The sequence below is a fragment of the Pantoea phosphatilytica genome (assembly GCF_051025615.1).
Taxonomy (GTDB): domain Bacteria; phylum Pseudomonadota; class Gammaproteobacteria; order Enterobacterales; family Enterobacteriaceae; genus Pantoea.
On record NZ_JBPFDF010000001.1, the window covers coordinates 311,773 to 331,992 of the forward strand.

A 20,220-nucleotide genomic window follows, 5' to 3' on the forward strand; every position below is an offset into this window, starting at 1 on the left:
AGCTTAGTCTTCCAGAAGATGTTGCAGCAGAATGCCGTTAAGCATGGCACGTTTTGCCAGCGCAAACGCGCCAATCGCCGAGCGATGATCCAGGGTGGAGCGCACAACCGGCAGATTCTTACGGAACGCCGCCAGGGCCTGCGTATTGATGCAGCCCTCAATGGCGGGCAGCAGTACTTTCTCCGCCTCGGTGATCTCGCCCGCCAGCACCACTTTTTGCGGATTAAACAGGTTGATGGCGATCGCAATCGCTTTACCCAGATAGCGGCCAACGTGCTCAACCACTTCGCAGGCCAGCGCGTCACCCTGATTAGCCGCTTTGCAGATGTGGGCCATCTGACACGCCTCCAGCGTCAGCACGCTGGGGTAGCCCTGATTGAGCAGATGCCGTACCCGGTTCTCAATGGCACCATTGGCCGCAATCGTTTCAAGACAGCCAAAGTTGCCACAGTGACAGCGCTCGCCAAGCGGATCGACCTGAATATGACCGATTTCGCCCACGTTACCGTTGCTGCCGAGAAAAATATGACCATTGGCGATAATGCCTGCGCCGGTGCCGCGGTGTAAGCGCACCAGAATCGAATCCGCACAGTCGCGGCTTGCACCGAAGTAGTGCTCGGCCAGCGCCAGGCTGCGGATATCGTGACCGACAAAACTGGTGACGTTAAACCGCTTCTGCAGGCTGGCAACCAGCGGCCAGTGGCTGACAGAAATATGGGGCATATAGCGGATCACGCCATTCACCGGATCGACCAGCCCCGGCAGGATCACCGAAATTGCGATGAGTTCGCGGATTTTCCGCTGATGCTGTTCAGTAAAGCTGGCGATGGCGTTGAACAGCGCATGTTCCAGCGTCTCCTGCGTGCGCTCCGGCAGCGCATAATCTTCCTGCGCCAGCGATTTGCCGCTGAGATCGAACAGGGTCAGGGTGGCGTCGTGGCGTCCGAGCCGGACGCCGATGGTGTGGAAGTTGCGGGTTTCAGTGATGATGGAGATGGCGCGGCGACCGCCGGTAGACGCCTGCTGGTCTACCTCTTTTATCAGGCCGCGCTCGATCAACTGGCGGGTAATTTTGGTGACGCTGGCGGGCGCGAGCTGGCTGAGTTCGGCAATCTGAATGCGCGATATCGGCCCCTGCTGGTCAATCAGCCGATAAACCGCTGCGCTATTAAGTTGCTTAACAAGATCGACATTTCCTATTTGTGACTGGCCGCCAGTGGTCATTCAGTGCTTACTCGCTCAGGACGTCGTCTCCGTTGACAAACGTCTTAATGATTTTAAAGTCGCGGGTAAACACAGTCAGGTTCGCGATTTTTCCTGCTTCGATCGAGCCTAACTGCCTTTCCACGCCCATCGCCCGTGCCGGGTAGAGTGTTGCCATGCGTAACGCTTCATCCAGTGCGATACCCACATGCTCAACGCTGTTCTGTACCGCTTCAATCATCGTCAGGGCAGAACCGCTCAATGTGCCATTTTCATCAACACAGAGCCCGTCACGATAGTAGATTGTTTTGCCTGCAAAAATAAACTCGCTGATGGCGGCGCCTGCCGGTGCGGTGGCATCGGTTACCAGCACCAGTTTGTCACCTTTAATCCGTTTTGCATTGCGCACGTTAGCGTAATGTACATGTAAACCATCTGCAATGATGCCGCAGTATACATCAGGCGCATCAAACAGCGCACCGATAAGGCCCGGTTCACGTCCGGCAAAGGCGGGCATCGCATTGTAGAGATGCGTGGCGAACCGGATCCCCGCAGAAAAACCCGCTTTCGCCTCTTCATAGGTCGCATTAGAGTGACCGGCTGAGACGATGATCCCGGCGTTGGTCAGCTGACGAATCACGTCGCTGCCGGCATTCTCGGGAGCCAGGGTTACTTTAGTAATGACGTCCGCATTGGCGCAGAGATACTCCACCATCTCTGTATCGGGCAGGCGAATCAGCGCCGGATCGTGGGTGCCTTTTTTCGCCTTGCTCAGCCAGGGACCTTCCAGATGCAGGCCCAGCGCCTGATGCTGATGTTTCTGCAGATAGGCCCGCATGGTCTCAATCGCCCGCTTCATCAGGGCGTCACTGCTGGTGATGAGCGTGGGTAAAAAACTGGTGCAGCCCGACTTCTCATTCGCGCGCTGCATCGTTTCCAGCGTTTCCACGCTGAGCGCCTCAAGGCTGTCATTGAACTGCACGCCGCCGCAGCCGTTGAGCTGGAGGTCAATAAAGCCAGGCGCAATCAGCGCGCCCGCCATATCCCGCTGCTCAATGGTGGCCGGGATCGCCTCACGCGGGCAGACGCGCGCAATACGTCCGTCAGCAATCACGACCGCGTGATTATCCAGAACCTCGTAGCCGCTGTAGATTCGGCCGTTTACTAATGCGTACATCTCTCTTCTCCCGTCCAGGCCTGCTGTCACTCAGCGTAACAGCAGGTCACTGTTCTGTTACACGCCTTTCATATTTTCCGCTTCCATTTCGCGGAAATATTTCACGGTTTTCACTTTCAGTTCCATAGTGGCGGGTTCATCGCACACCACCACCGATTTTGCGTGCAGTTGCAGACAGCTGATGGTCCACATGTGGTTGACGTTGCCCTCGACCGCCGCCTGCAGGGCCTGCGCTTTCACATGGCCGGTCACCAGAATCATGACCTCTTCGGCATCCAGCAGGGTGCCGACGCCGACCGTCAGCGCATATTTAGGCACCTGATCAACGTCGCCGTTGAAGAAGCGAGAGTTCGCCACGCGGGTGTCATGGGTCAGCGTTTTAATGCGGGTACGGGAAGCCAGCGATGAAGCCGGTTCGTTAAAGGCGATATGGCCGTCATTACCGACACCGCCCATAAACAGGTGTATTTTACCCAGCGCGCGAATTTTCTCTTCATACTGGCGACATTCTGCGTCAATATCGGGTGCATTACCATTCAGCAGATTGATATTTTCCGGTTGAATATCAACATGATCGAAGAAATTTCGATACATGAAGCTGTGATAGCTTTCAGGATGCTCTTTTGGCAGACCGACATACTCATCCATATTGAACGTGACAACATGTTTAAAACTGACCTGGCCCGCTTTGTGCATAGCAATCAGGTGCTTGTACGCCTCCAGGGGCGTGCCGCCGGTCGGCAGCCCCAGGACAAACGGCCTGTCTGCCGTCGGGTTAAACGCGTTAATGCGGTTAACAATGTGTCGGGCCGCCCACTTGCCTACCTGAGTCGGGGTCGCTAAAGGAATCAGTCTCATGTTTCACCTCATTGAAAACAGAAAGGGGAGTGCTAAGCCGCTGCGTTATTCATCAGCCTGAACCTGGGGCTTATTCTCGCGGCGGCTCGCGCAGAATTCAATATTTCGAATCATAAAATAAGTTTGCAGGCATAGCCAGATGTTGCCGTTCAATACGATGTTTTTTAGTGATAAAAATCACATTTACCAGGGTTTTAATTTGCGAGGCGAATTAATTTATCATTACACTTCGCTGCGTGATATGAAGTGTATTAACGATCTTTGCAGCTGACATAACAACATTAAGCGGCGCAAAGCGACAATTCAGGTTCATAGGGGGAAGGGGTATGTTAGGTTACTTACAGAAGGTAGGGCGCGCACTGATGGTGCCGGTGGCAACCCTGCCAGCAGCAGCAATCCTGATGGGGGTCGGTTACTGGATTGACCCGGACAGCTGGGGGGCGGGCAATGCGCTGGCCGCACTGCTGATCAAGTCAGGTGCCGCTATTATCGAAAACATGTCAGTGCTGTTTGCGATTGGTGTCGCCTACGGTATGTCAAAGGATAAAGATGGTGCAGCCGCGCTGACCGGTTTTGTCGGCTTCCTGGTCGTTACCACGCTCTGCTCACCCGCCGCCGTGGCGATGATACAGAAGATGCCGGTCGATCAGGTGCCTGTGGCCTTTGGCAAGATTAACAACCAGTTTGTCGGTATCCTGGTCGGGATTCTGTCGGCTGAGGTGTATAACCGCTTCAGCCATGTCGAACTGCCCAAAGCACTCTCCTTCTTCAGCGGACGCCGGCTGGTGCCGATTCTGGTCTCGTTCCTGATGATTCTGGTCGCCTTTATCCTGATGTATATCTGGCCGGTGATCTTTAACGGTCTGGTCGGCTTCGGTGAACATATCCAGAAGCTTGGCTCTGTCGGCGCCGGTATCTACGCCTTCTTCAACCGTCTGCTGATCCCGGTGGGTCTGCATCACGCCCTGAACTCCGTGTTCTGGTTCGACGTCGCCGGTATCAACGACATTCCGAAATTCCTCGGCGGCGCGCAGTCACTGGCGGACGGCACGGCTACCGTAGGGATTACCGGTCGTTATCAGGCGGGCTTCTTCCCGATTATGATGTTCGGTCTGCCGGGTGCCGCGCTGGCGATCTACCACTGCGCACGTCCTGAGAACCGCGTCAAAGTGGGCAGTATCATGCTGGCTGCGGCATTTGCTGCCTTCTTTACCGGTATTACCGAACCGCTGGAGTTCTCCTTCATGTTCGTGGCACCGGTGCTCTATCTGATCCATGCGGTGCTGACCGGGCTCTCCGTCTTCATCGCCGCCAGCATGCACTGGATTGCCGGATTTGGTTTCAGCGCCGGGCTGGTGGATATGGTGCTGTCGACCCGTAACCCGCTGGCTACACACTGGTACATGCTGATCCCGCAGGGGCTGGTCTTCTTCGCCATTTACTATGTGGTCTTCCGCTTCACCATCAAAAAATTCAACCTGATGACGCCGGGCCGTGAGCTGGCTGTAGCGGGTGATGAAAGTGATGGTTATGACGTCAACGTGGACAAAACCGGAAACGATGAGACGGCGACTGAATCTCTGGCGCGTCGCTACATCGGTGCAGTAGGGGGCTCGACCAACCTGACCGGCATCGACGCCTGTATCACCCGTCTGCGCCTTAACGTGAATGACTCCGCCCAGGTAAATGAGGGTGTGGCGAAACGTCTCGGTGCCTCCGGCGTGATCCGCCTTAATAAACAGAGCGTGCAGATCATCGTCGGCACCCAGGCTGAAAGCATCGCTTCCGCCATGAAAAAAGTGCTGACCAGGGGGCCGGTTGCTGCGGCTGCGGCTGGCAGCACACCAGCAGAGCCGGACGTTAAGCCTCAGGCGGTACTGAACAGTGAGAAGCGGGTCATTGCGACCCTGCTGGCACCGGTCTCCGGTGAGGTCGTGGCGCTGGAGGCGGTGCCGGATGAAGCCTTTGCCAGCAAAGCCGTAGGCGACGGTCTGGCGATCAAACCCAGCGGCAAGCGGGTCGTGGCACCGATTGCGGGCACCGTAGTGAAAATCTTCAACACCAATCACGCCTTCTGTCTGGAGACGGACAACGGCGTGGAGATTGTAGTGCACATGGGGCTGGATACCGTTGCGCTCGACGGCAAAGGCTTTAAGCGTCTGGTGGAAGAGGGGGCCAGCGTAGTCGCAGGTCAGCCTGTGCTGGAGATGGACCTTGATTTCCTTAATGCCAACGCGCGTTCAATGGTGAGTCCGGTCGTGGTCAGCAACAGCGATGATTTCGCCGGTCTGACGCTGCTGGCCCAGGGACAGGTCATCGCGGGCGAAACCCCGCTATACGAAGTGAAAGGCTAATCCCCGCAACAGAACCCCACAGGCAGGAAGCGATTCCTGCCTTTTTTGTTTTAAAGGCTTAACAAACGGTTGTTTCCCTCAGACGCTTTGTGGATCATACTCCGTTACTTCGTGGTACAAATCACCCGTTATTCGTATTGAGGATTTTTGAGATGAGTGAGGCTGAAGCCCGCCCAACTAACTTTATTCGTCAGATCATCGACGAAGATTTGGCGAGCGGTAAGCACAGCAGCGTGCATACCCGTTTTCCGCCAGAGCCCAATGGCTATCTGCATATTGGTCATGCGAAATCGATCTGTCTGAATTTTGGCATCGCCCAGGATTATCAGGGTCAATGCAACCTGCGTTTCGACGATACCAATCCGGTTAAAGAGGATATCGAGTTCGTTGAATCTATCAAGCGTGACGTCCAGTGGCTGGGTTTTGAGTGGAGCGGTGAAGTCCGTTACTCATCAGACTATTTTGATCAGCTCTATCACTACGCCGTTGAGCTGATTTCCAAAGGGCTGGCCTACGTCGATGAACTGAGTCCGGATCAGATCCGTGAATATCGCGGTACCCTTAAAGAGCCGGGTAAAAACAGCCCCTATCGCGATCGCAGCGTGGAAGAGAACCTGGCGCTGTTTGAGAAGATGCGCAACGGTGAGTTCGCCGAAGGCACCGCCTGCCTGCGCGCTAAAATCGATATGGCCTCGAACTTCATCGTAATGCGCGATCCGGTGATCTACCGTATCAAGTTCGCGGAACATCATCAGACGGGCAACAAGTGGTGCATCTACCCGATGTATGACTTTACCCACTGCATCTCCGATGCGCTGGAAGGCATTACGCACTCGCTCTGTACGCTGGAGTTCCAGGACAACCGCCGTCTCTACGACTGGGTACTGGATAACATCACCATTCCGGTGCATCCGCGTCAGTATGAGTTCTCGCGCCTGAACCTGGAGTATGCGGTGATGTCGAAACGCAAACTCACCCAGCTGGTGACAGAAAAGCATGTCGAAGGCTGGGATGACCCGCGTATGCTGACCGTGTCGGGCCTGCGTCGTCGTGGTTATACCGCCGCCTCTATCCGTGAGTTCTGCCGTCGCATTGGCGTTACTAAACAGGACAACATCGTGGAGATGGCGTCGCTGGAATCGTGCATCCGTGACGATCTCAACGAGAATGCGCCACGCGCCATGGCTGTGCTGGATCCGCTTAAAATCGTCATTGAGAATCTGCCGGCGGGTCATAACGAAATTATCACCATGCCGAATCATCCGGGTAAGCCGGAGATGGGTACGCGTGACGTGCCGTTCAGCCGCGAAATCTGGATCGATCGGGCTGATTTCCGCGAAGAGGCGAACAAGCAGTATAAACGCCTGGTGCTGGGCAAAGAGGTGCGCCTGCGCAACGCCTATGTGATTCGTGCCGAGCGCGTCGCTAAAGATGAAGCGGGTAACATCACCTGCATCTACTGCACCAGCGACGTCGATACGCTGAGCAAAGATCCGGCCGATGGCCGTAAGGTCAAAGGGGTGATTCACTGGGTTTCTGCCGACCATGCGCAGCCTGCTGAGTTCCGCCTGTATGACCGTCTGTTCAGTGTGCCAAACCCGGGCGCGGCCGAGGACTTCCTGGCGGTCATCAATCCTGAATCGCTGAGCATCAAAAATGGCTTTGTCGAGCCGGGCCTGCGCGATGCGCAACCGGGCGAGCCGTTCCAGTTCGAACGCGAAGGCTATTTCTGCGCCGACAGTGTTTACTCGAAGCCGTCGCAGCTGGTGTTTAACCGCACCGTGGGCCTGCGCGATACCTGGGCAAAAACCGGCGAGTAAAACATTTTCGGGCTGACCCCATAAAATGGCAAAAGGGCGATTTATCGCCCTTTTTTATGGCCCCGATTTTCATCATCACCGACGTTTATTCTGCACTAACTGCAACTCCCCCTGCGCCCCCTGTGAGAGTAATCTGAGTTTAAAAAAATTAATCAATTTCAGAGTGTGAATTAGCCGCTTTCAGGTAGGCTATGCGCTCTCAACGGTCGCAAAGCGGGTTACAGAAGGAAAAAAAATGAACGCTCTCGCCCAGGAAGCCAAACACAGTGTCGTCGTTTTACATCAGCTCATTGAACGTATTTTTAATCAGGCAGCAGGCTCTGATGACAGTTTTGAGTTGCTGATGTCCTATTTCCATCCCGAATTTCGCATGGTGACGCCGAAGGGTAAAGAGTACAACCTCAATGACGTTGAGGATCTTTTCCGGCAGTTGCAGGGGCAACGGGAGGGGATGCGCATCGCCACCTGTGAACATGTGATCCTGTCGCACCATGAAAAAGAGATCACGGTGCAGTATCGCGAAATGCAGATGATGAATGGCAATAATCAGAGCCGCATCTCCCTGGCGATTCTGGATTGCAGCAGTACTATCCCGCGCTGGCGTTATCTGCAGGAGACGCTGGTCGCCTGACCCGGCGGCAGTACGGACGAAAAAAAACCGGTGCATTCACCGGTTTTTTTGTATCCAGCCGCGCCAGAATTACTGGTCGTGCAGCGTTTCGTTTTCCCGGCAGTCGCCCACCGTGCAGTGGCCATAAAGATAGAGACTGTGGTTGGTCAGCTTGATGCCATGACGGGTCGCGATTTCGCGCTGACGCGTTTCGATCGACTCATCGCTGAACTCAATAACCTTGCCGCAATCCAGGCAGATCAGGTGATCGTGGTGATGCTGCTGAGTCAGTTCGAAGACAGATTTGCCGCCTTCAAAGTTATGGCGTGTGACAATGCCCGCGTCATCGAACTGATTCAGAACACGGTAAACGGTAGCCAGGCCAATCTCTTCGCCAATGTCGATCAGGCGTTTGTACAAATCTTCCGCACTGACGTGATGGCACTCAGGTTCCTGAAGCACTTCCAGAATTTTCAGTCTGGGCAGCGTCACTTTCAGGCCAGCCTTCTTTAATGCGGTGTTGTTGTCAGTCATGCGGATTTTGTCCTGTTACTAATATCACTTTTGTGGCTTGTCGCCTTGAATGTCGATCTGCGCTTATTCTCATTTGCGTCTCATTATAGAGCTGAAGCGATGAAATGAAAACCAGAGGGCGTGCCTGAATCATCATGGGCGAGAGGGGATACGTCACCGGGCCGGGGAGGATTCTGGCAGAGTCTGTTTGACCATCACTTCGTCTTACCGCCTGAGAAAATACGCGGAAGATCGATGCGGGTATTCTACAGATTAAACGGAGAAAGTTAAAAAAATGTGGCTATTATTTCTATAGGAATTTCCATTGCCTCAATGTGAGCTGGCGCTCACATTGAGGCATGCAGGATCAGGCTTCCAGAATCTCTTTCAGCTGCAGCTCATCGAAAATCTGCTTAACCCACTGCTCAACACGCTGGCTGGTCAGTTCAGGCTGGCGGTCTTCGTCGATCGCCAGGCCCAAAAAGTGCTTGTCATCTGCCAGACCTTTTGAGGCTTCAAAATGGTAGCCTTCGGTCGGCCAGTGGCCGACGATGACCGCACCGTGGGGTTCGATGATGTCGCGGATGGTGCCCATCGCGTCACAGAAGTACTCTGCGTAATCTTCCTGGTCGCCGCAGCCGAACAGCGCCACCAGTTTGCCGTTGAAGTCGATCTCTTCCAGCGTCGGGAAGAAGTCATCCCAGTCGCACTGCGCTTCACCGTAATACCAGGTCGGAATACCCAGCAGCAGGATATCAAACGCTTCCAGATCTTCTTTTGTGCTTTTTGCGATGTCATGCACTTCTGCAACGTCTTTACCCAGCTGCTTCTGGATCATTTTTGCAATGTTTTCGGTATTGCCGGTATCGCTGCCAAAGAAGATGCCTACGAGTGCCATGAGTAAAATAACCTCTTAAATCCTGATAATGAGATGTGTGCCGCAGCACAATTCAGCGAATAATAGCAGACGAGACAAACCCGCGGAACGGTTAAAGCCTCGACATTTGCTCCTGCGTGCGATTTGCCCGCGTTAATCCAGTTTGAGCTGTGCCAGCAGCATCTGTTCAATCAGTTCGCTGCGGCTGAGATTGCGCTGTTCGGCCAGCGTATTGAGTGCATCGACGGCTTCACTGTTCATTTTCAGCTCGACACGCCGAAGTCCGCGCCCTTTGTCGCGTTTCAGTTGATTGCGCTTGTTGATGCGCAGCTGTTCATCACGCGAAAGCGGACTGGTTTTGGGTCGACCCGGGCGGCGCTCATCAGCAAAGAGATCGAGCGTCGTGCGGTCAGTCTGTTCTTTTGCCATGGCTTAGTAAAACTGAATGGGTGCGGGTGTCAGACACTCACCGCGCAGATTATAAATTATTGGCCGCTGCCGCAGCAAAACTGACCTGCGGCAAAATTTTAGCGCGACATCATACTTCACGCTTACGCCCGACGCCAATCCTAAACCTTTACCGCCATCTGATTGCTTTTAAAGCGCAAAAAATCGACGAACTGCGCGCAAAACGGCATCGGGTTTTTCCGCATGGACCCAGTGTCCTGCGCCACCGATGACGTGCGCCTGCGCCGCCGGAAACTGCTGAAGCAGGGCATCGCGGTAACAATTATCCAGATAGCTGGACTCCCCGCCGCGAATAAACAGCGCCGGATGCGGCCAGGCGGGCACCGGCTGCCAGCCAGAAATCGTCGTGTAGTTGTCCCACAGCACCGGCACGTTAAAGCGCCATTCGCCCTCCTGAAACGACTTCAGCAGAAACTGGATGACTCCCTCTTCGTCGATCAGCGTACGCATAATGCGCGCCGCCTCGCTGCGCAGTGTCACGCCCGCGTCCGTCACGGCACGGATAGCGGCAAAGATGTCGTCGTGGCGGCGGGTCTGATAGTCCACCGGTGCGATGTCAATCATCACCAGCCGATCAATGCGGTCCGGTATCAGTGCACTCATCGTCATGGCAATTTTGCCACCCATCGAGTGACCGATCACCGCAACGCGGTTGATGCCATGGGCATCCAGGGTATCGACCATATCCTGCGCCATTACAGCGTAGTTCATCTCGTCAGAACGGGGGGAAAGTCCGTGGTTACGGACATCGACCTGCAGCAGCGGACCGGCATCTTTCAGCCCGCGCGCCAGCACGCCAAGGTTATCCAGACTGCCAAACAGACCATGAATAAGCAGGATGGGCAGGGAATCAGCAGGAGATTGTTCAGTTTGCAGACGGGCGTTCAAAATCATAGCAAAGTTCTTAAGTTTGAGACCTGAGCTTAGGTTATCATGGTTTCACCTTTTCAGGCGCGCCGGTTCCGGCGGCATTAGGACATATTCTGACTTTTGCCCGTAAACCGTTTGATTACTAACAACCCGCCTGAATTTAACTTTATAATCCTGATGTTAGAACCCACACATCCTTTGAATCGCCCGACTATACTCAGGGCTTTTCAGGCAACAGGTGGTTCTGTCATGAGAAAGAACCGTACGGAATAAGATGAAAACGATCGAAGTTGACGAAGAGCTCTACCGTTATATCGCCAGCCACACGCAACATATTGGTGAAAGCGCATCCGACATTCTGCGCCGCATGCTGAAGTTCACCGCCGGTCAGACGGCGCCCGCGTCGCCTGCGCAGCCCGTTTCAAAAGATGCAGCGAAAGAGTCTCAGCCTGTGTCTGTAGGATCGCGCCCGCAGGATCGTGTTCGCGCGGTGCGTGAGCTGCTGCTGTCCGATGAATATGCGGAGCAGAAGCGGGCGGTAAATCGTTTTATGCTTATCCTGTCAACGCTCTATCGTCTCGACACCACAGCCTTTGCTGAAGCCACTGCCTCTCTGCAGGGCCGCACCCGCGTCTATTTTGCCGGTGACGAGCATACGCTGTTACAGAATGGCACCCATACTAAGCCGAAGCATGTGCCCGGCACGCCGTACTGGGTCATCACCAATACCAACACGGGTCGTAAATGCAGCATGGTCGAACACATCATGCTCTCGATGCAGTTCCCTGCGGAACTGACCGAGAAAGTTTGCGGCACCATCTAAAACTTAAGCGTCAGGGAGCAGCGCCAATGGCCAATCACCCACGTGCCGGGCAACCCGCCCAGCAGAGCGATTTGATTAATGTTGCACAGTTAACGTCACAATATTATGTCCTGAAGCCCGATGTGGCGAACCCGGAACATGCGGTGAAGTTTGGTACCTCTGGCCATCGCGGCAGCGCAGGGCGTCAGAGCTTCAACGAGATGCACATTCTGGCAATCGCCCAGGCCATTGCCGAAGAGCGCAAAAAGAACGGCATCACCGGACCCTGCTACGTCGGTAAAGACACCCATGCGCTGTCCGAACCGGCCATGCTCTCGGTGCTGGAAGTGCTGGCGGCTAACGGCGTTGATGTGATTGTGCAGCAGGACAACGGCTACACGCCGACCCCTGCGATCTCGAATGCGATTCTTGAGCATAACAAAGCGGGTGGCGCGCTGGCTGACGGTATTGTGATTACGCCGTCGCACAACCCACCGGAAGATGGCGGCATCAAGTACAATCCACCGAATGGCGGCCCGGCTGACACCAACGTCACGAAAGTCGTGGAAGATCGCGCGAATCAGCTGATGCAGGCGGGACTGAAAGAGGTGAAACGTCTGCCTCTGGAGCAGGCGCTGGCCAGCGGTCACGTTGTAGAGAAAGATCTGATCCAGCCTTATGTTGAAGGTCTGGCGGAGATCATCGACTTCCCGGCAATTCAAAAAGCCGGTCTGAAGCTGGGTGTTGATCCACTGGGCGGTTCCGGTATTGCTTACTGGCAGCGTATCGCCGAGCACTACAAGCTGGATCTGACGCTGGTGAATGACGCGGTTGATCAGACCTTCCGCTTTATGCACCTGGATAAAGATGGCGTTGTGCGTATGGACTGCTCCTCCGAGAGCGCCATGGCTGGCCTGCTGGCCTACCGTGACAAGTTCGATCTGGCCTTTGGTAACGATCCTGATTATGACCGTCACGGCATTGTGACCCCGGCGGGTCTGATGAATCCAAACCACTACCTGGCCGTAGCGATCAACTACCTGTTCCAGCACCGTCCGCAGTGGGGCCAGGACGTTGCCGTTGGTAAAACGCTGGTGTCCAGCGCCATGATTGACCGCGTGGTCAACGACATCGGCCGTAAGCTGGTCGAAGTTCCGGTGGGCTTCAAGTGGTTTGTTGATGGCCTGTATGACGGCAGCTTCGGTTTCGGCGGCGAAGAGAGCGCAGGTGCTTCATTCCTGCGTTTCGACGGCACACCGTGGTCAACCGACAAAGATGGCATCATCATGTGTCTGCTGGCGGCGGAAATCACTGCCGTGACCGGTAAGAATCCGCAGGAGCACTATGACGAGCTGGCCGCGCGCTTTGGTGCACCGAGCTACAACCGTCTGCAGGCGTCAGCCACCTCCGCGCAGAAAGCCGCGCTGTCGAAGCTGTCACCGGAGATGGTGAGCGCGGATACCCTGGCGGGCGATCCTATCACTGCGCGTCTGACCGCAGCACCGGGTAACGGTGCGTCGATCGGTGGCCTGAAGGTGATGACGGAGAATGGCTGGTTTGCAGCGCGTCCGTCAGGCACCGAAGACGCCTACAAGATCTACTGCGAAAGCTTCCTGGGCGCCGAGCATCGCGCGCAGATCGAGAAAGAAGCGGTAGAGATCGTCAGCGAAGTGCTGAAAAACGCCTGATAAGTCGGGCAGAAAACGAGGCGCCTCTGGCGCCTTTTTTTATGGCATAAAGCGATAGCCAATGCCGGTTTCGGTCAGCAGATGGGCGGGCTGGGTCGGATTCGCTTCCAGCTTCTGCCGCAGATGCCCCATGTAGATCCGCAGATAGTGGCTGTGCTCCACTGCATTCGGTCCCCAGACCTGGCTCAGCAGCTGCCGCTGTGTCAGCACCTTTCCGGCGTTATTGAGCAGAATACTCAGCAGACGGAACTCGATCGGAGTGAGGTGGATCTCGCTGTCACCGCGCTGCACCCGCCGCGCCGCGAGGTCGACGCTGACGTCGGCAAAATGGATGCGGGCATCCGGCTGCGGGCGGCTGTGACGCCGCAGCGCGACCCGGACGCGCGCCAGCAGTTCACCAATACCAAAGGGCTTGGTCAGGTAGTCATCCGCGCCAGCATCCAGCGCGGCGATTTTATCCTGCTCATCGCTGCGCGCCGACAGCACGATGACCGGTATGGCGCTCCACTGGCGCAGGTCGCGAATAAAATCGGTGCCATCCCCATCCGGCAGGCCAAGATCGAGGATCACCAGGTCGGGCTTGCGGGTCGCCGCTTCGATCAGCCCGCGCTGCAGCGTGTCGGCATCCACTACTTTCAGCGCTTCATTTTCCAGCGCCAGCCGGACAAAGCGACGGATCTCTTTCTCATCTTCAACGATTAACACCGTGGTCACGCATTACCTGCCTTAAGTGAGGGCCGAAGCGTTACTTTATCAAGATTTCAGGTCGTCGTCCGCGTGCCTGGCGGGTGAGAATTTTAAACTCAACCGTAACCTGGCAATAACCATTTTGTAACTTAGTTACAGGCTGATTCTTAATCAATAAAAAAGGCAGTAAATAAGTGGTCAGATGAGTAGTAAAATTACACAACCTGGCGTAAATTAAGACACAGATCACATTCACAGACTTATCATTGCCGGGAGGAGAAACCATGTATCAGGCTTATCCACGTTACAAAATTATTGCACGACGCACGCTGGTGATTCTTCTCGGCGTGCTGGCTCTGCCTGTTATGCTGTTCCGCCAGGACAGAGCGCGCTTCTACAGCTATCTGCATCGCATCTGGTGTAAAACCAGTGCCAAACCGGTCTGGCTGGCGCAGTCTGAAGCCGGTGGCGGGGCGTTCTGGTAATCTGCCCGCGCGCACGAGAGGCCTGGTCTGCTGACCAGGCTTTTTTTTGCGTTTTTTCTGAGAATAAGCAGTTCTGAACTGCGTAATCGGGCTTTATTCCTGTCACTTTTGCGCTACACTTAAACCTCTACAAGATTTTGGAGGTTGTACAAGTATGGGCAAAAAAATCCCCGTTGGAATCAGTGCATGCCTGCTCGGCGACAGTGTCAGGTTTGATGGTGGCCATAAACGTCTTACTTTTGCGACTCAGGATCTTACCCCATTTGTCCGCTTCGAACCGATCTGCCCGGAAATGGCGATCGGCCTGCCTACACCGCGTCCGGCGTTACGGCTGGTAAAACAGGATGATGACGAACTGCATCTCTGTTTCAGCAAAGATGGCGGTGAAGAGGTGACGCAGGAGATGCGTGCCTGGTCTGCCGAACGGGTGAAATCGCTGCACCATCTGTCTGGCTATATCCTGTGCGCGAAATCGCCCAGCTGCGGCATGGAGCGGGTGCGGGTTTACGAGCCTGATAATAATAACAACCGCAAAGTCGGCACCGGTATTTTTGCGGCGTTCCTGCAGCGTGAGATGCCCTGGCTGCCGCTGGAGGAGGATGGTCGTCTGCATGACCCGGCGCTGCGTGAGAATTTTATCGGCCGCATCTGCGCGCTGCATGAGTTCAACGAGATGTGGGAAAACGGCCTGACCCGTCACGGACTGATTGCTTTCCACAGCCGCTATAAGCTGATGATGCTGGCGCACTCGCAGGAAAAATATCGCGAACTGGGTCCGTTTGTTGCATCGATGAGCCAGTGGGAGTCGCTGGATGCCTTCGCTTTTGAGTACCGCAACCGCATGATGGCGCTGATGTCCCGTCCGGCGTCACGTCGTAACCATACTAACGTGCTGATGCATGTGCAGGGCTACTTCCGCCGTCAGCTCAGTTCACCCCAGCGTCAGGAGCTGGCAACGCTGATTGACCGCTATCGTCAGGGGACGCAGCCGCTGCTGGCACCGATTACGATCCTCAAACACTACATGGCAGAGTATCCGCACCCCTGGCTGGCCCAGCAACGCTATTTCGATCCCTATCCCGAAGCCTTGTGCTTACGCTACGGACAGTAATTCAGGAGGCATATGACCACCCATCTGGTCTGGCTGCGTAACGATTTACGCATCAACGATAATCTTGCACTGCATGCCGCCTGCCGGGACAGCAAAGCAAAGGTGATGGCGCTTTTCCTTGCCACACCTGAGCAGTGGCAGCAGCATGATATGTCGCCAAAGCAGGCGGCATTTATTCATGCCAGCCTGACCGCGGTTCAGGATGCGCTGGCCGAACGCGGTATCGAACTGCACTACAAAGCGTGTAAAGCTTTTGGCGACAGCGTCGATGCGCTGGTGACGTTCTGCGACGAGCACAAGGTCGATCAGCTTTTCTACAACTATCAGTATGAAGTGAATGAGCGCGAGCGCGACGCCGAGGCTGAAAAGCGGCTTAACGACGCCGGTGTCACCTGTCAGGGCTTTGATGACAGCCTGCTGCTGCCACCAGGCAGCGTGCAGAGCGGCGATCGCTCGATGTACAAGGTCTTTACGCCGTTCAGCAAAGCCTTCGTCCGCCGTCTGCAGCAGGGATTACCGGAGTGCGTACCCGCACCGAAAGCGCGCGAGGGTGCGCCGCTGAAGACCACCCGGATCCCTGCCTTTGATTGCCCCTGTGAAGCGTTCGACGAAGAACGCTTTCCGGCAGGCGAAGATGCCGCGCTGAAACGGCTGCGCCACTTCGCGGGCAAGCCGGTGGTCGATTATCCGGCTCAGCGCGACCTGCCGGCGCTGGATGCGACCAGCCGCCTGTCGGTCTATCTGTCGACTGGCGTGCTGTCGCCCCGTCAGTGTCTGCATCGTCTCCTGCACGAACATCCCGATGCGCTGGAAAATGGCCGTGCGTTCACCTGGCTGAATGAGCTGATCTGGCGCGAGTTTTACCGTCATCTGCTGGTCGCCTACCCGGCGCTGTGCCGCCATCAGCCGTTTATTGACTGGACGCGCAACGTCGAATGGCAGAAAAACCCGGCCCATTTTGAGGCCTGGAAAGCGGGCAGGACCGGTTTCCCGATTGTTGATGCGGCCATGCGTCAGATGAATCAGCTGGGCTGGATGCACAATCGTCTGCGGATGATTACCGCCAGTTTCCTGGTCAAAGATCTGCTGATTGACTGGCGCGAAGGTGAACGCTACTTCATGCAGCAGCTGATTGATGGGGATCTGGCGGCCAATAATGGTGGCTGGCAGTGGGCGGCCTCGACCGGCACGGACGCGGCTCCCTATTTCCGCATCTTTAATCCGACCACTCAGGGCGAACGCTTTGATCCGCAGGGAGAGTTTATCCGTCACTACCTGCCGGAGCTGGCCGAGGTTCCCGACAGCGATATTCATCAGCCGCATCAGTGGGCGGAGAAGCACAAGAAGAAACTCGATTATCCGGCACCAATCGTGGATCATAAGGCAGCCCGTAAAAAGACATTAGACGCCTTTGAGCGCGCGAAAAGCGCCGCCTGAGGCTTCGAAGGAGCCTGAATGAACCATTACGAACTGGAGACGCTGATCAATCAGCATCTCGACAGCCACAGCTTCAGCGATTATGCGCCCAACGGACTGCAGGTCGAGGGACGCAGCGAGATCAAAACCGTCGTCACCGGTGTGACCGCCTGTCAGGCACTGCTGGATGAGGCGGTGGCCCGCCAGGCCGATGCGATCATCGTGCATCACGGCTATTTCTGGAAGAGCGAGCCGGCGGTGATCAAAGGCATGAAGCGTCGTCGTCTGCGGACCCTGCTGGCTAACGACATCAATCTTTATGGCTGGCACCTGCCACTCGATGCGCACCCTGAACTGGGGAATAACACTCAGCTGGCGAAGCTGCTGGAGATTGAGGTGCAGGGCGAAGTGATGCCGCTGGTGTTCCACGGTGAGCTGAGTGAGCCGCTTTCCGGCGATCAGCTGGCCCGCCGCATCGCTGAACGGCTGGGCCGCGAACCGCTGCATTGTGGTGACAACGCGCCTGCGCTAATCCGTCGCATCGCCTGGTGCAGCGGTGGGGGACAGGGCTTTATTGACCAGGCTGCCGCTGCGGGCGTCGATGCTTTTATCACCGGCGAAGTCTCCGAGCAGACCATCCATAGCGCCCGCGAGCAGGGGGTGCATTTCTTTGCCGCAGGCCACCACGCCACCGAGCGGGGCGGCGTAAAAGCACTGGGCGACTGGCTGGCGCAGCATCACGGCCTGGACGTCACCTTCATCGACATCCCTAATCCTGCCTGACCCTCTTCCCCGGTCCTGCGCGCCTGCGCAGGACTGAAATCGGTTGACACATCTCTGTCACTTTCGCATAACTATTTGCTTTAAGTCGATAAGCAAGGGGTCGATCCGGGCATCGGATCCGATCGGCCTGGCGCGATTTTAACCAGGCGGGAGGTGGCTGTTGCAACGAGCACGATGTTATTTATTGGGTGAACGCGCTGTCGTGCTGGAGCTGGAACCGCCGGTCTCGCTGGAAAGCCAGCAGCGTATCTGGGGGCTGACCCAGCGGCTGCACGCCTACGACAGCGTGCTGGAGGTGATCCCCGGCATGAACAACATCACCCTGCTCCTGCGTGACCCCCAGCAGAATGCGCTGGATGCCATCGAGCGGCTGCAGCGCTGGTGGGAAGAGAGCGAGGCGCAGCTGCCCGAGTCACGGCAGGTCGCAATCCCGGTGATCTACGGCGGCGAGGCGGGGCCCGATCTCGCGGTCGTGGCGGACCAGGCCGGGCTGACGCCCCCTCAGGTTGTTGAGCTGCACAGCAGCAGCGAGTATGTGGTCTTCTTTATCGGCTTCCAGCCCGGATTTCCCTATCTTGGCGGGCTGGATCCGCGTCTTCACACGCCGCGCCGGGCGGAACCCAGAGTCACTGTCCCCGCCGGATCGGTGGGTATCGGCGGCAGCCAGACCGGCGTCTATCCGCTCGCCTCGCCGGGTGGCTGGCAGCTGATTGGCCAGACGCGCACGGCACTGTTTGATCCGCAACGGCAACCGCCCGTTCTGCTCCGTCCCGGCGACCGGGTCCGCTTTGTGCCACAGCAGGAGGGCGTATGTTAAACATTCTGCGAGCCGGTCTGGCCGCCACCCTTCAGGATGCGGGACGATACGGCTGGCGCCAGTTCGGGATCAGTCCGTGCGGCGTTCTCGATCAGCCTGCGATGCTGACCGCCAACATGCTGGTGGGCAATGCCCCGGACAGCGCCGTGCTGGAGATCGTGCTCGGCCAGTTCAAAGCGGAGTTTACCCGCGACGGCTGGTTTGCGCTGACGGGCGCAGGGTGCCAGGCGCAGCTTGACGACAAGCCGGTCTGGACGGGCTGGCGCACCCCGGTGAAACGGGGTCAGGTCCTGTCGCTGGCGATGCCGCTGCGCGGGATGCGCAGCTATCTGGCGGTGCATGGCGGTTTTGCTATCCCGGCGATGCTGGATTCGGCCAGCACCGACCTGAAAGCGCAGTTTGGCGGGTTTCACGGACGCACCCTGCGGGATGGCGATCAGATCCCGCTGGGGAAACCGACGCGTCAGTTCGACCGTCAGGCTGGGGTGCGGCAACTGCTGTGGGGCAACCGCATCCGCGCACTGCCTGGCCCGGAGTATCACGAATTCAGCCGCGAGGCGCAGCAGGCGTTCTGGCGTACCGGCTGGAAGCTCAGCCCGCAGAGTAACCGCATGGGTTACCGGCTGGAGGGGCGTAAGCTGAAACGCGAAAGCCCGCGTGAACTGCTGTCGCACGGCGTGATGCCGGGTGTGGTTCAGGTGCCGCCTAACGGGCAGCCCATCGTGCTGATGGCCGATGCGCAGACCACCGGCGGCTATCCGCGCATCGCCTCGGTTATCGAAGCCGATCTCTATCACCTGGCGCAAATCCGGCTGGGTGAGCCGATTCACTTTATTCACTGCACCCTGCCGGAAGCGATGCTGGCCCGTCAGCATCAGCAGCGCGCACTGGATCAGATGATGTGGGGACTCAATGAAGATTGATTTAAATGCTGACCTGGGCGAGGGCTGCGCCAGCGATCAGGCACTGCTGCAGCGGGTGAGTTCGGCCAATATCGCCTGCGGCTTTCACGCCGGGGATGCGCAGACCATGCTGCAGTCGGTGCGCTGGGCACAGGCTGCCGGTGTCGCGATTGGTGCGCATCCCGCCTTTCCCGATCGGGAGAACTTTGGCCGCAGCGCCATGCAGCTCCCGCCCGAAACAGTCTACGCCCAGATGATCTACCAGATCGGGGCGCTGAAAACGCTGGCGGAAAGCGAGGGTGCGCAGCTGGTCCATGTGAAGCCGCACGGGATGCTGTATAACCAGGCCGCGGCCGATCCGGTGCTGGCTGACGCCATCGCCCGAGCCATCCGCGCGGTCGACAGCCAGCTGATCCTGGTAGGGCTGGCCAACAGCGAATCGATTCGGGCTGCGGCGCATTACGGTTTACGCACCCGGGAAGAGGTCTTTGCCGACCGGGGCTATCTCCGTTCCGGCGCACTGGTGCCACGCAGTGAACCCGGTGCGCTGATTGAAGATGAGCAGCAGGCGATCGAGCAGACGCTGACGATGGTGCAGCAGGGCAGGGTAAAAAGCATCACAGGAGAATGGGTAGCGGTGAAGGCGCAGACCGTCTGCCTGCACGGTGACGGTGCGCATGCCCTGCAGTTTGCGCAGCGGTTATGTGAGGCGTTTGCCCGTCAGCAGATTCGCGTCACCAGTGACTGAATAACAACCTTTAACCCGGCCCGTGCCGGGT

General features: G+C 56.8%; 20 protein-coding genes. 12 read left to right on the forward strand and 8 right to left on the reverse strand.

The genetic code is table 11. The features are described from left to right. Positions 1-3: 3 nt before the first annotated feature. The 3 genes from nagC to nagB are packed head-to-tail and all read right to left on the reverse strand — an operon-like array spanning position 4 to position 3,238. Entirely contained in the window at positions 4-1,224 is a 1,221-nt protein-coding gene (gene nagC / locus ACR6AS_RS01740) for a DNA-binding transcriptional regulator NagC (protein ID WP_111141043.1), read from the reverse strand. 7 nt (positions 1,225-1,231) lie between these two features. Next, entirely contained in the window at positions 1,232-2,380 is a 1,149-nt protein-coding gene (gene nagA, locus ACR6AS_RS01745; protein WP_367396161.1) for an N-acetylglucosamine-6-phosphate deacetylase, read from the reverse strand. 57 nt (positions 2,381-2,437) lie between these two features. Beyond that, positions 2,438-3,238 carry a glucosamine-6-phosphate deaminase gene (gene nagB, locus ACR6AS_RS01750; RefSeq protein WP_111141039.1) on the reverse strand — a complete coding sequence of 267 codons (801 nt, stop codon included), beginning with the start codon at positions 3,236-3,238 and terminating at the stop codon, positions 2,438-2,440. Between the two features lie 326 nt (positions 3,239-3,564). On the opposite strand from nagB, the gene nagE reads away from it, so the two are divergent. The 3 genes from nagE (at position 3,565) to ACR6AS_RS01765 (ending at position 8,043) form a co-directional block, all read left to right on the forward strand. Next, positions 3,565-5,592 carry an N-acetylglucosamine-specific PTS transporter subunit IIBC gene (gene nagE / locus ACR6AS_RS01755; RefSeq protein ID WP_434160938.1) on the forward strand — a complete coding sequence of 676 codons (2,028 nt, stop codon included), beginning with the start codon at positions 3,565-3,567 and terminating at the stop codon, positions 5,590-5,592. A 152-nt stretch (positions 5,593-5,744) separates the two neighbouring features. After that, entirely contained in the window at positions 5,745-7,412 is a 1,668-nt protein-coding gene (gene glnS / locus ACR6AS_RS01760) for a glutamine--tRNA ligase (RefSeq protein WP_111141035.1), read from the forward strand. Between the two features lie 235 nt (positions 7,413-7,647). Next, positions 7,648-8,043: a hypothetical protein gene (locus tag ACR6AS_RS01765; protein ID WP_111141033.1), complete on the forward strand. Its 396-nt coding sequence runs from the start codon at positions 7,648-7,650 to the stop codon at positions 8,041-8,043. 69 nt (positions 8,044-8,112) lie between these two features. Here the strand turns inward: ACR6AS_RS01765 and fur are convergent, their stop codons facing one another. The 4 genes from fur to ybfF all read right to left on the reverse strand — a co-directional run bounded on the left by fur (position 8,113) and on the right by ybfF (position 10,774). Next, positions 8,113-8,556, reverse strand: coding sequence for a ferric iron uptake transcriptional regulator (fur, locus tag ACR6AS_RS01770; protein ID WP_111141031.1), 444 nt, complete (start codon positions 8,554-8,556; stop codon positions 8,113-8,115). Between the two features lie 346 nt (positions 8,557-8,902). Continuing rightward, complete coding sequence (gene fldA / locus ACR6AS_RS01775; protein WP_111141029.1) at positions 8,903-9,433, reverse strand: flavodoxin FldA; 531 nt, start codon at positions 9,431-9,433, stop codon at positions 8,903-8,905. A gap of 132 nt (positions 9,434-9,565) precedes the next feature. After that, a complete protein-coding gene (gene ybfE, locus ACR6AS_RS01780) occupies positions 9,566-9,841 on the reverse strand; it encodes a LexA regulated protein (RefSeq protein ID WP_003852811.1) in 276 nt (91 codons plus the stop codon). A 168-nt stretch (positions 9,842-10,009) separates the two neighbouring features. Then, complete coding sequence (gene ybfF, locus ACR6AS_RS01785) at positions 10,010-10,774, reverse strand: esterase (RefSeq protein WP_111141027.1); 765 nt, start codon at positions 10,772-10,774, stop codon at positions 10,010-10,012. Between the two features lie 250 nt (positions 10,775-11,024). Here ybfF and seqA point away from each other — a divergent pair, with 250 nt between their 5' ends. After that, positions 11,025-11,573, forward strand: coding sequence for a replication initiation negative regulator SeqA (gene seqA / locus ACR6AS_RS01790; RefSeq protein WP_111141026.1), 549 nt, complete (start codon positions 11,025-11,027; stop codon positions 11,571-11,573). A 26-nt stretch (positions 11,574-11,599) separates the two neighbouring features. Continuing rightward, the gene (gene pgm, locus ACR6AS_RS01795; protein WP_111141025.1) at positions 11,600-13,240 is read left to right on the forward strand and encodes a phosphoglucomutase (alpha-D-glucose-1,6-bisphosphate-dependent); all 1,641 of its coding nucleotides are present in this window, start codon (positions 11,600-11,602) and stop codon (positions 13,238-13,240) included. A 39-nt stretch (positions 13,241-13,279) separates the two neighbouring features. Here pgm and kdpE read toward each other — a convergent pair whose 3' ends face one another. Further along, positions 13,280-13,954, reverse strand: a complete 675-nt coding sequence (gene kdpE, locus ACR6AS_RS01800) for a two-component system response regulator KdpE (RefSeq protein WP_111141024.1) — start codon at positions 13,952-13,954, stop codon at positions 13,280-13,282. Positions 13,955-14,211: 257 nt separating this feature from the next. Here kdpE and ACR6AS_RS01805 point away from each other — a divergent pair, with 257 nt between their 5' ends. The 7 genes from ACR6AS_RS01805 to pxpA all read left to right on the forward strand — a co-directional run bounded on the left by ACR6AS_RS01805 (position 14,212) and on the right by pxpA (position 20,189). Next, positions 14,212-14,412, forward strand: coding sequence for a YbfA family protein (locus ACR6AS_RS01805; protein WP_111141023.1), 201 nt, complete (start codon positions 14,212-14,214; stop codon positions 14,410-14,412). Between the two features lie 154 nt (positions 14,413-14,566). Further along, on the forward strand, positions 14,567-15,523 hold the full coding sequence (locus ACR6AS_RS01810; protein WP_111141021.1) for a YbgA family protein: 957 nt from the start codon (positions 14,567-14,569) through the stop codon (positions 15,521-15,523). Between the two features lie 12 nt (positions 15,524-15,535). Beyond that, positions 15,536-16,960, forward strand: a complete 1,425-nt coding sequence (phrB, locus tag ACR6AS_RS01815) for a deoxyribodipyrimidine photo-lyase (protein ID WP_434160942.1) — start codon at positions 15,536-15,538, stop codon at positions 16,958-16,960. Positions 16,961-16,978: 18 nt separating this feature from the next. Continuing rightward, positions 16,979-17,722, forward strand: a complete 744-nt coding sequence (locus tag ACR6AS_RS01820) for a type 2 GTP cyclohydrolase I (protein WP_367396164.1) — start codon at positions 16,979-16,981, stop codon at positions 17,720-17,722. Between the two features lie 160 nt (positions 17,723-17,882). After that, positions 17,883-18,539, forward strand: coding sequence for a 5-oxoprolinase subunit PxpB (gene pxpB, locus ACR6AS_RS01825; protein WP_111141015.1), 657 nt, complete (start codon positions 17,883-17,885; stop codon positions 18,537-18,539). Then, positions 18,533-19,462 carry a 5-oxoprolinase subunit PxpC gene (gene pxpC, locus ACR6AS_RS01830; RefSeq protein ID WP_111141013.1) on the forward strand — a complete coding sequence of 310 codons (930 nt, stop codon included), beginning with the start codon at positions 18,533-18,535 and terminating at the stop codon, positions 19,460-19,462. Before pxpB ends, pxpC begins: the two co-directional genes overlap by 7 nt. Then, positions 19,452-20,189 carry a 5-oxoprolinase subunit PxpA gene (gene pxpA / locus ACR6AS_RS01835; RefSeq protein WP_111141011.1) on the forward strand — a complete coding sequence of 246 codons (738 nt, stop codon included), beginning with the start codon at positions 19,452-19,454 and terminating at the stop codon, positions 20,187-20,189. Before pxpC ends, pxpA begins: the two co-directional genes overlap by 11 nt. Positions 20,190-20,220: the final 31 nt, after the last annotated feature.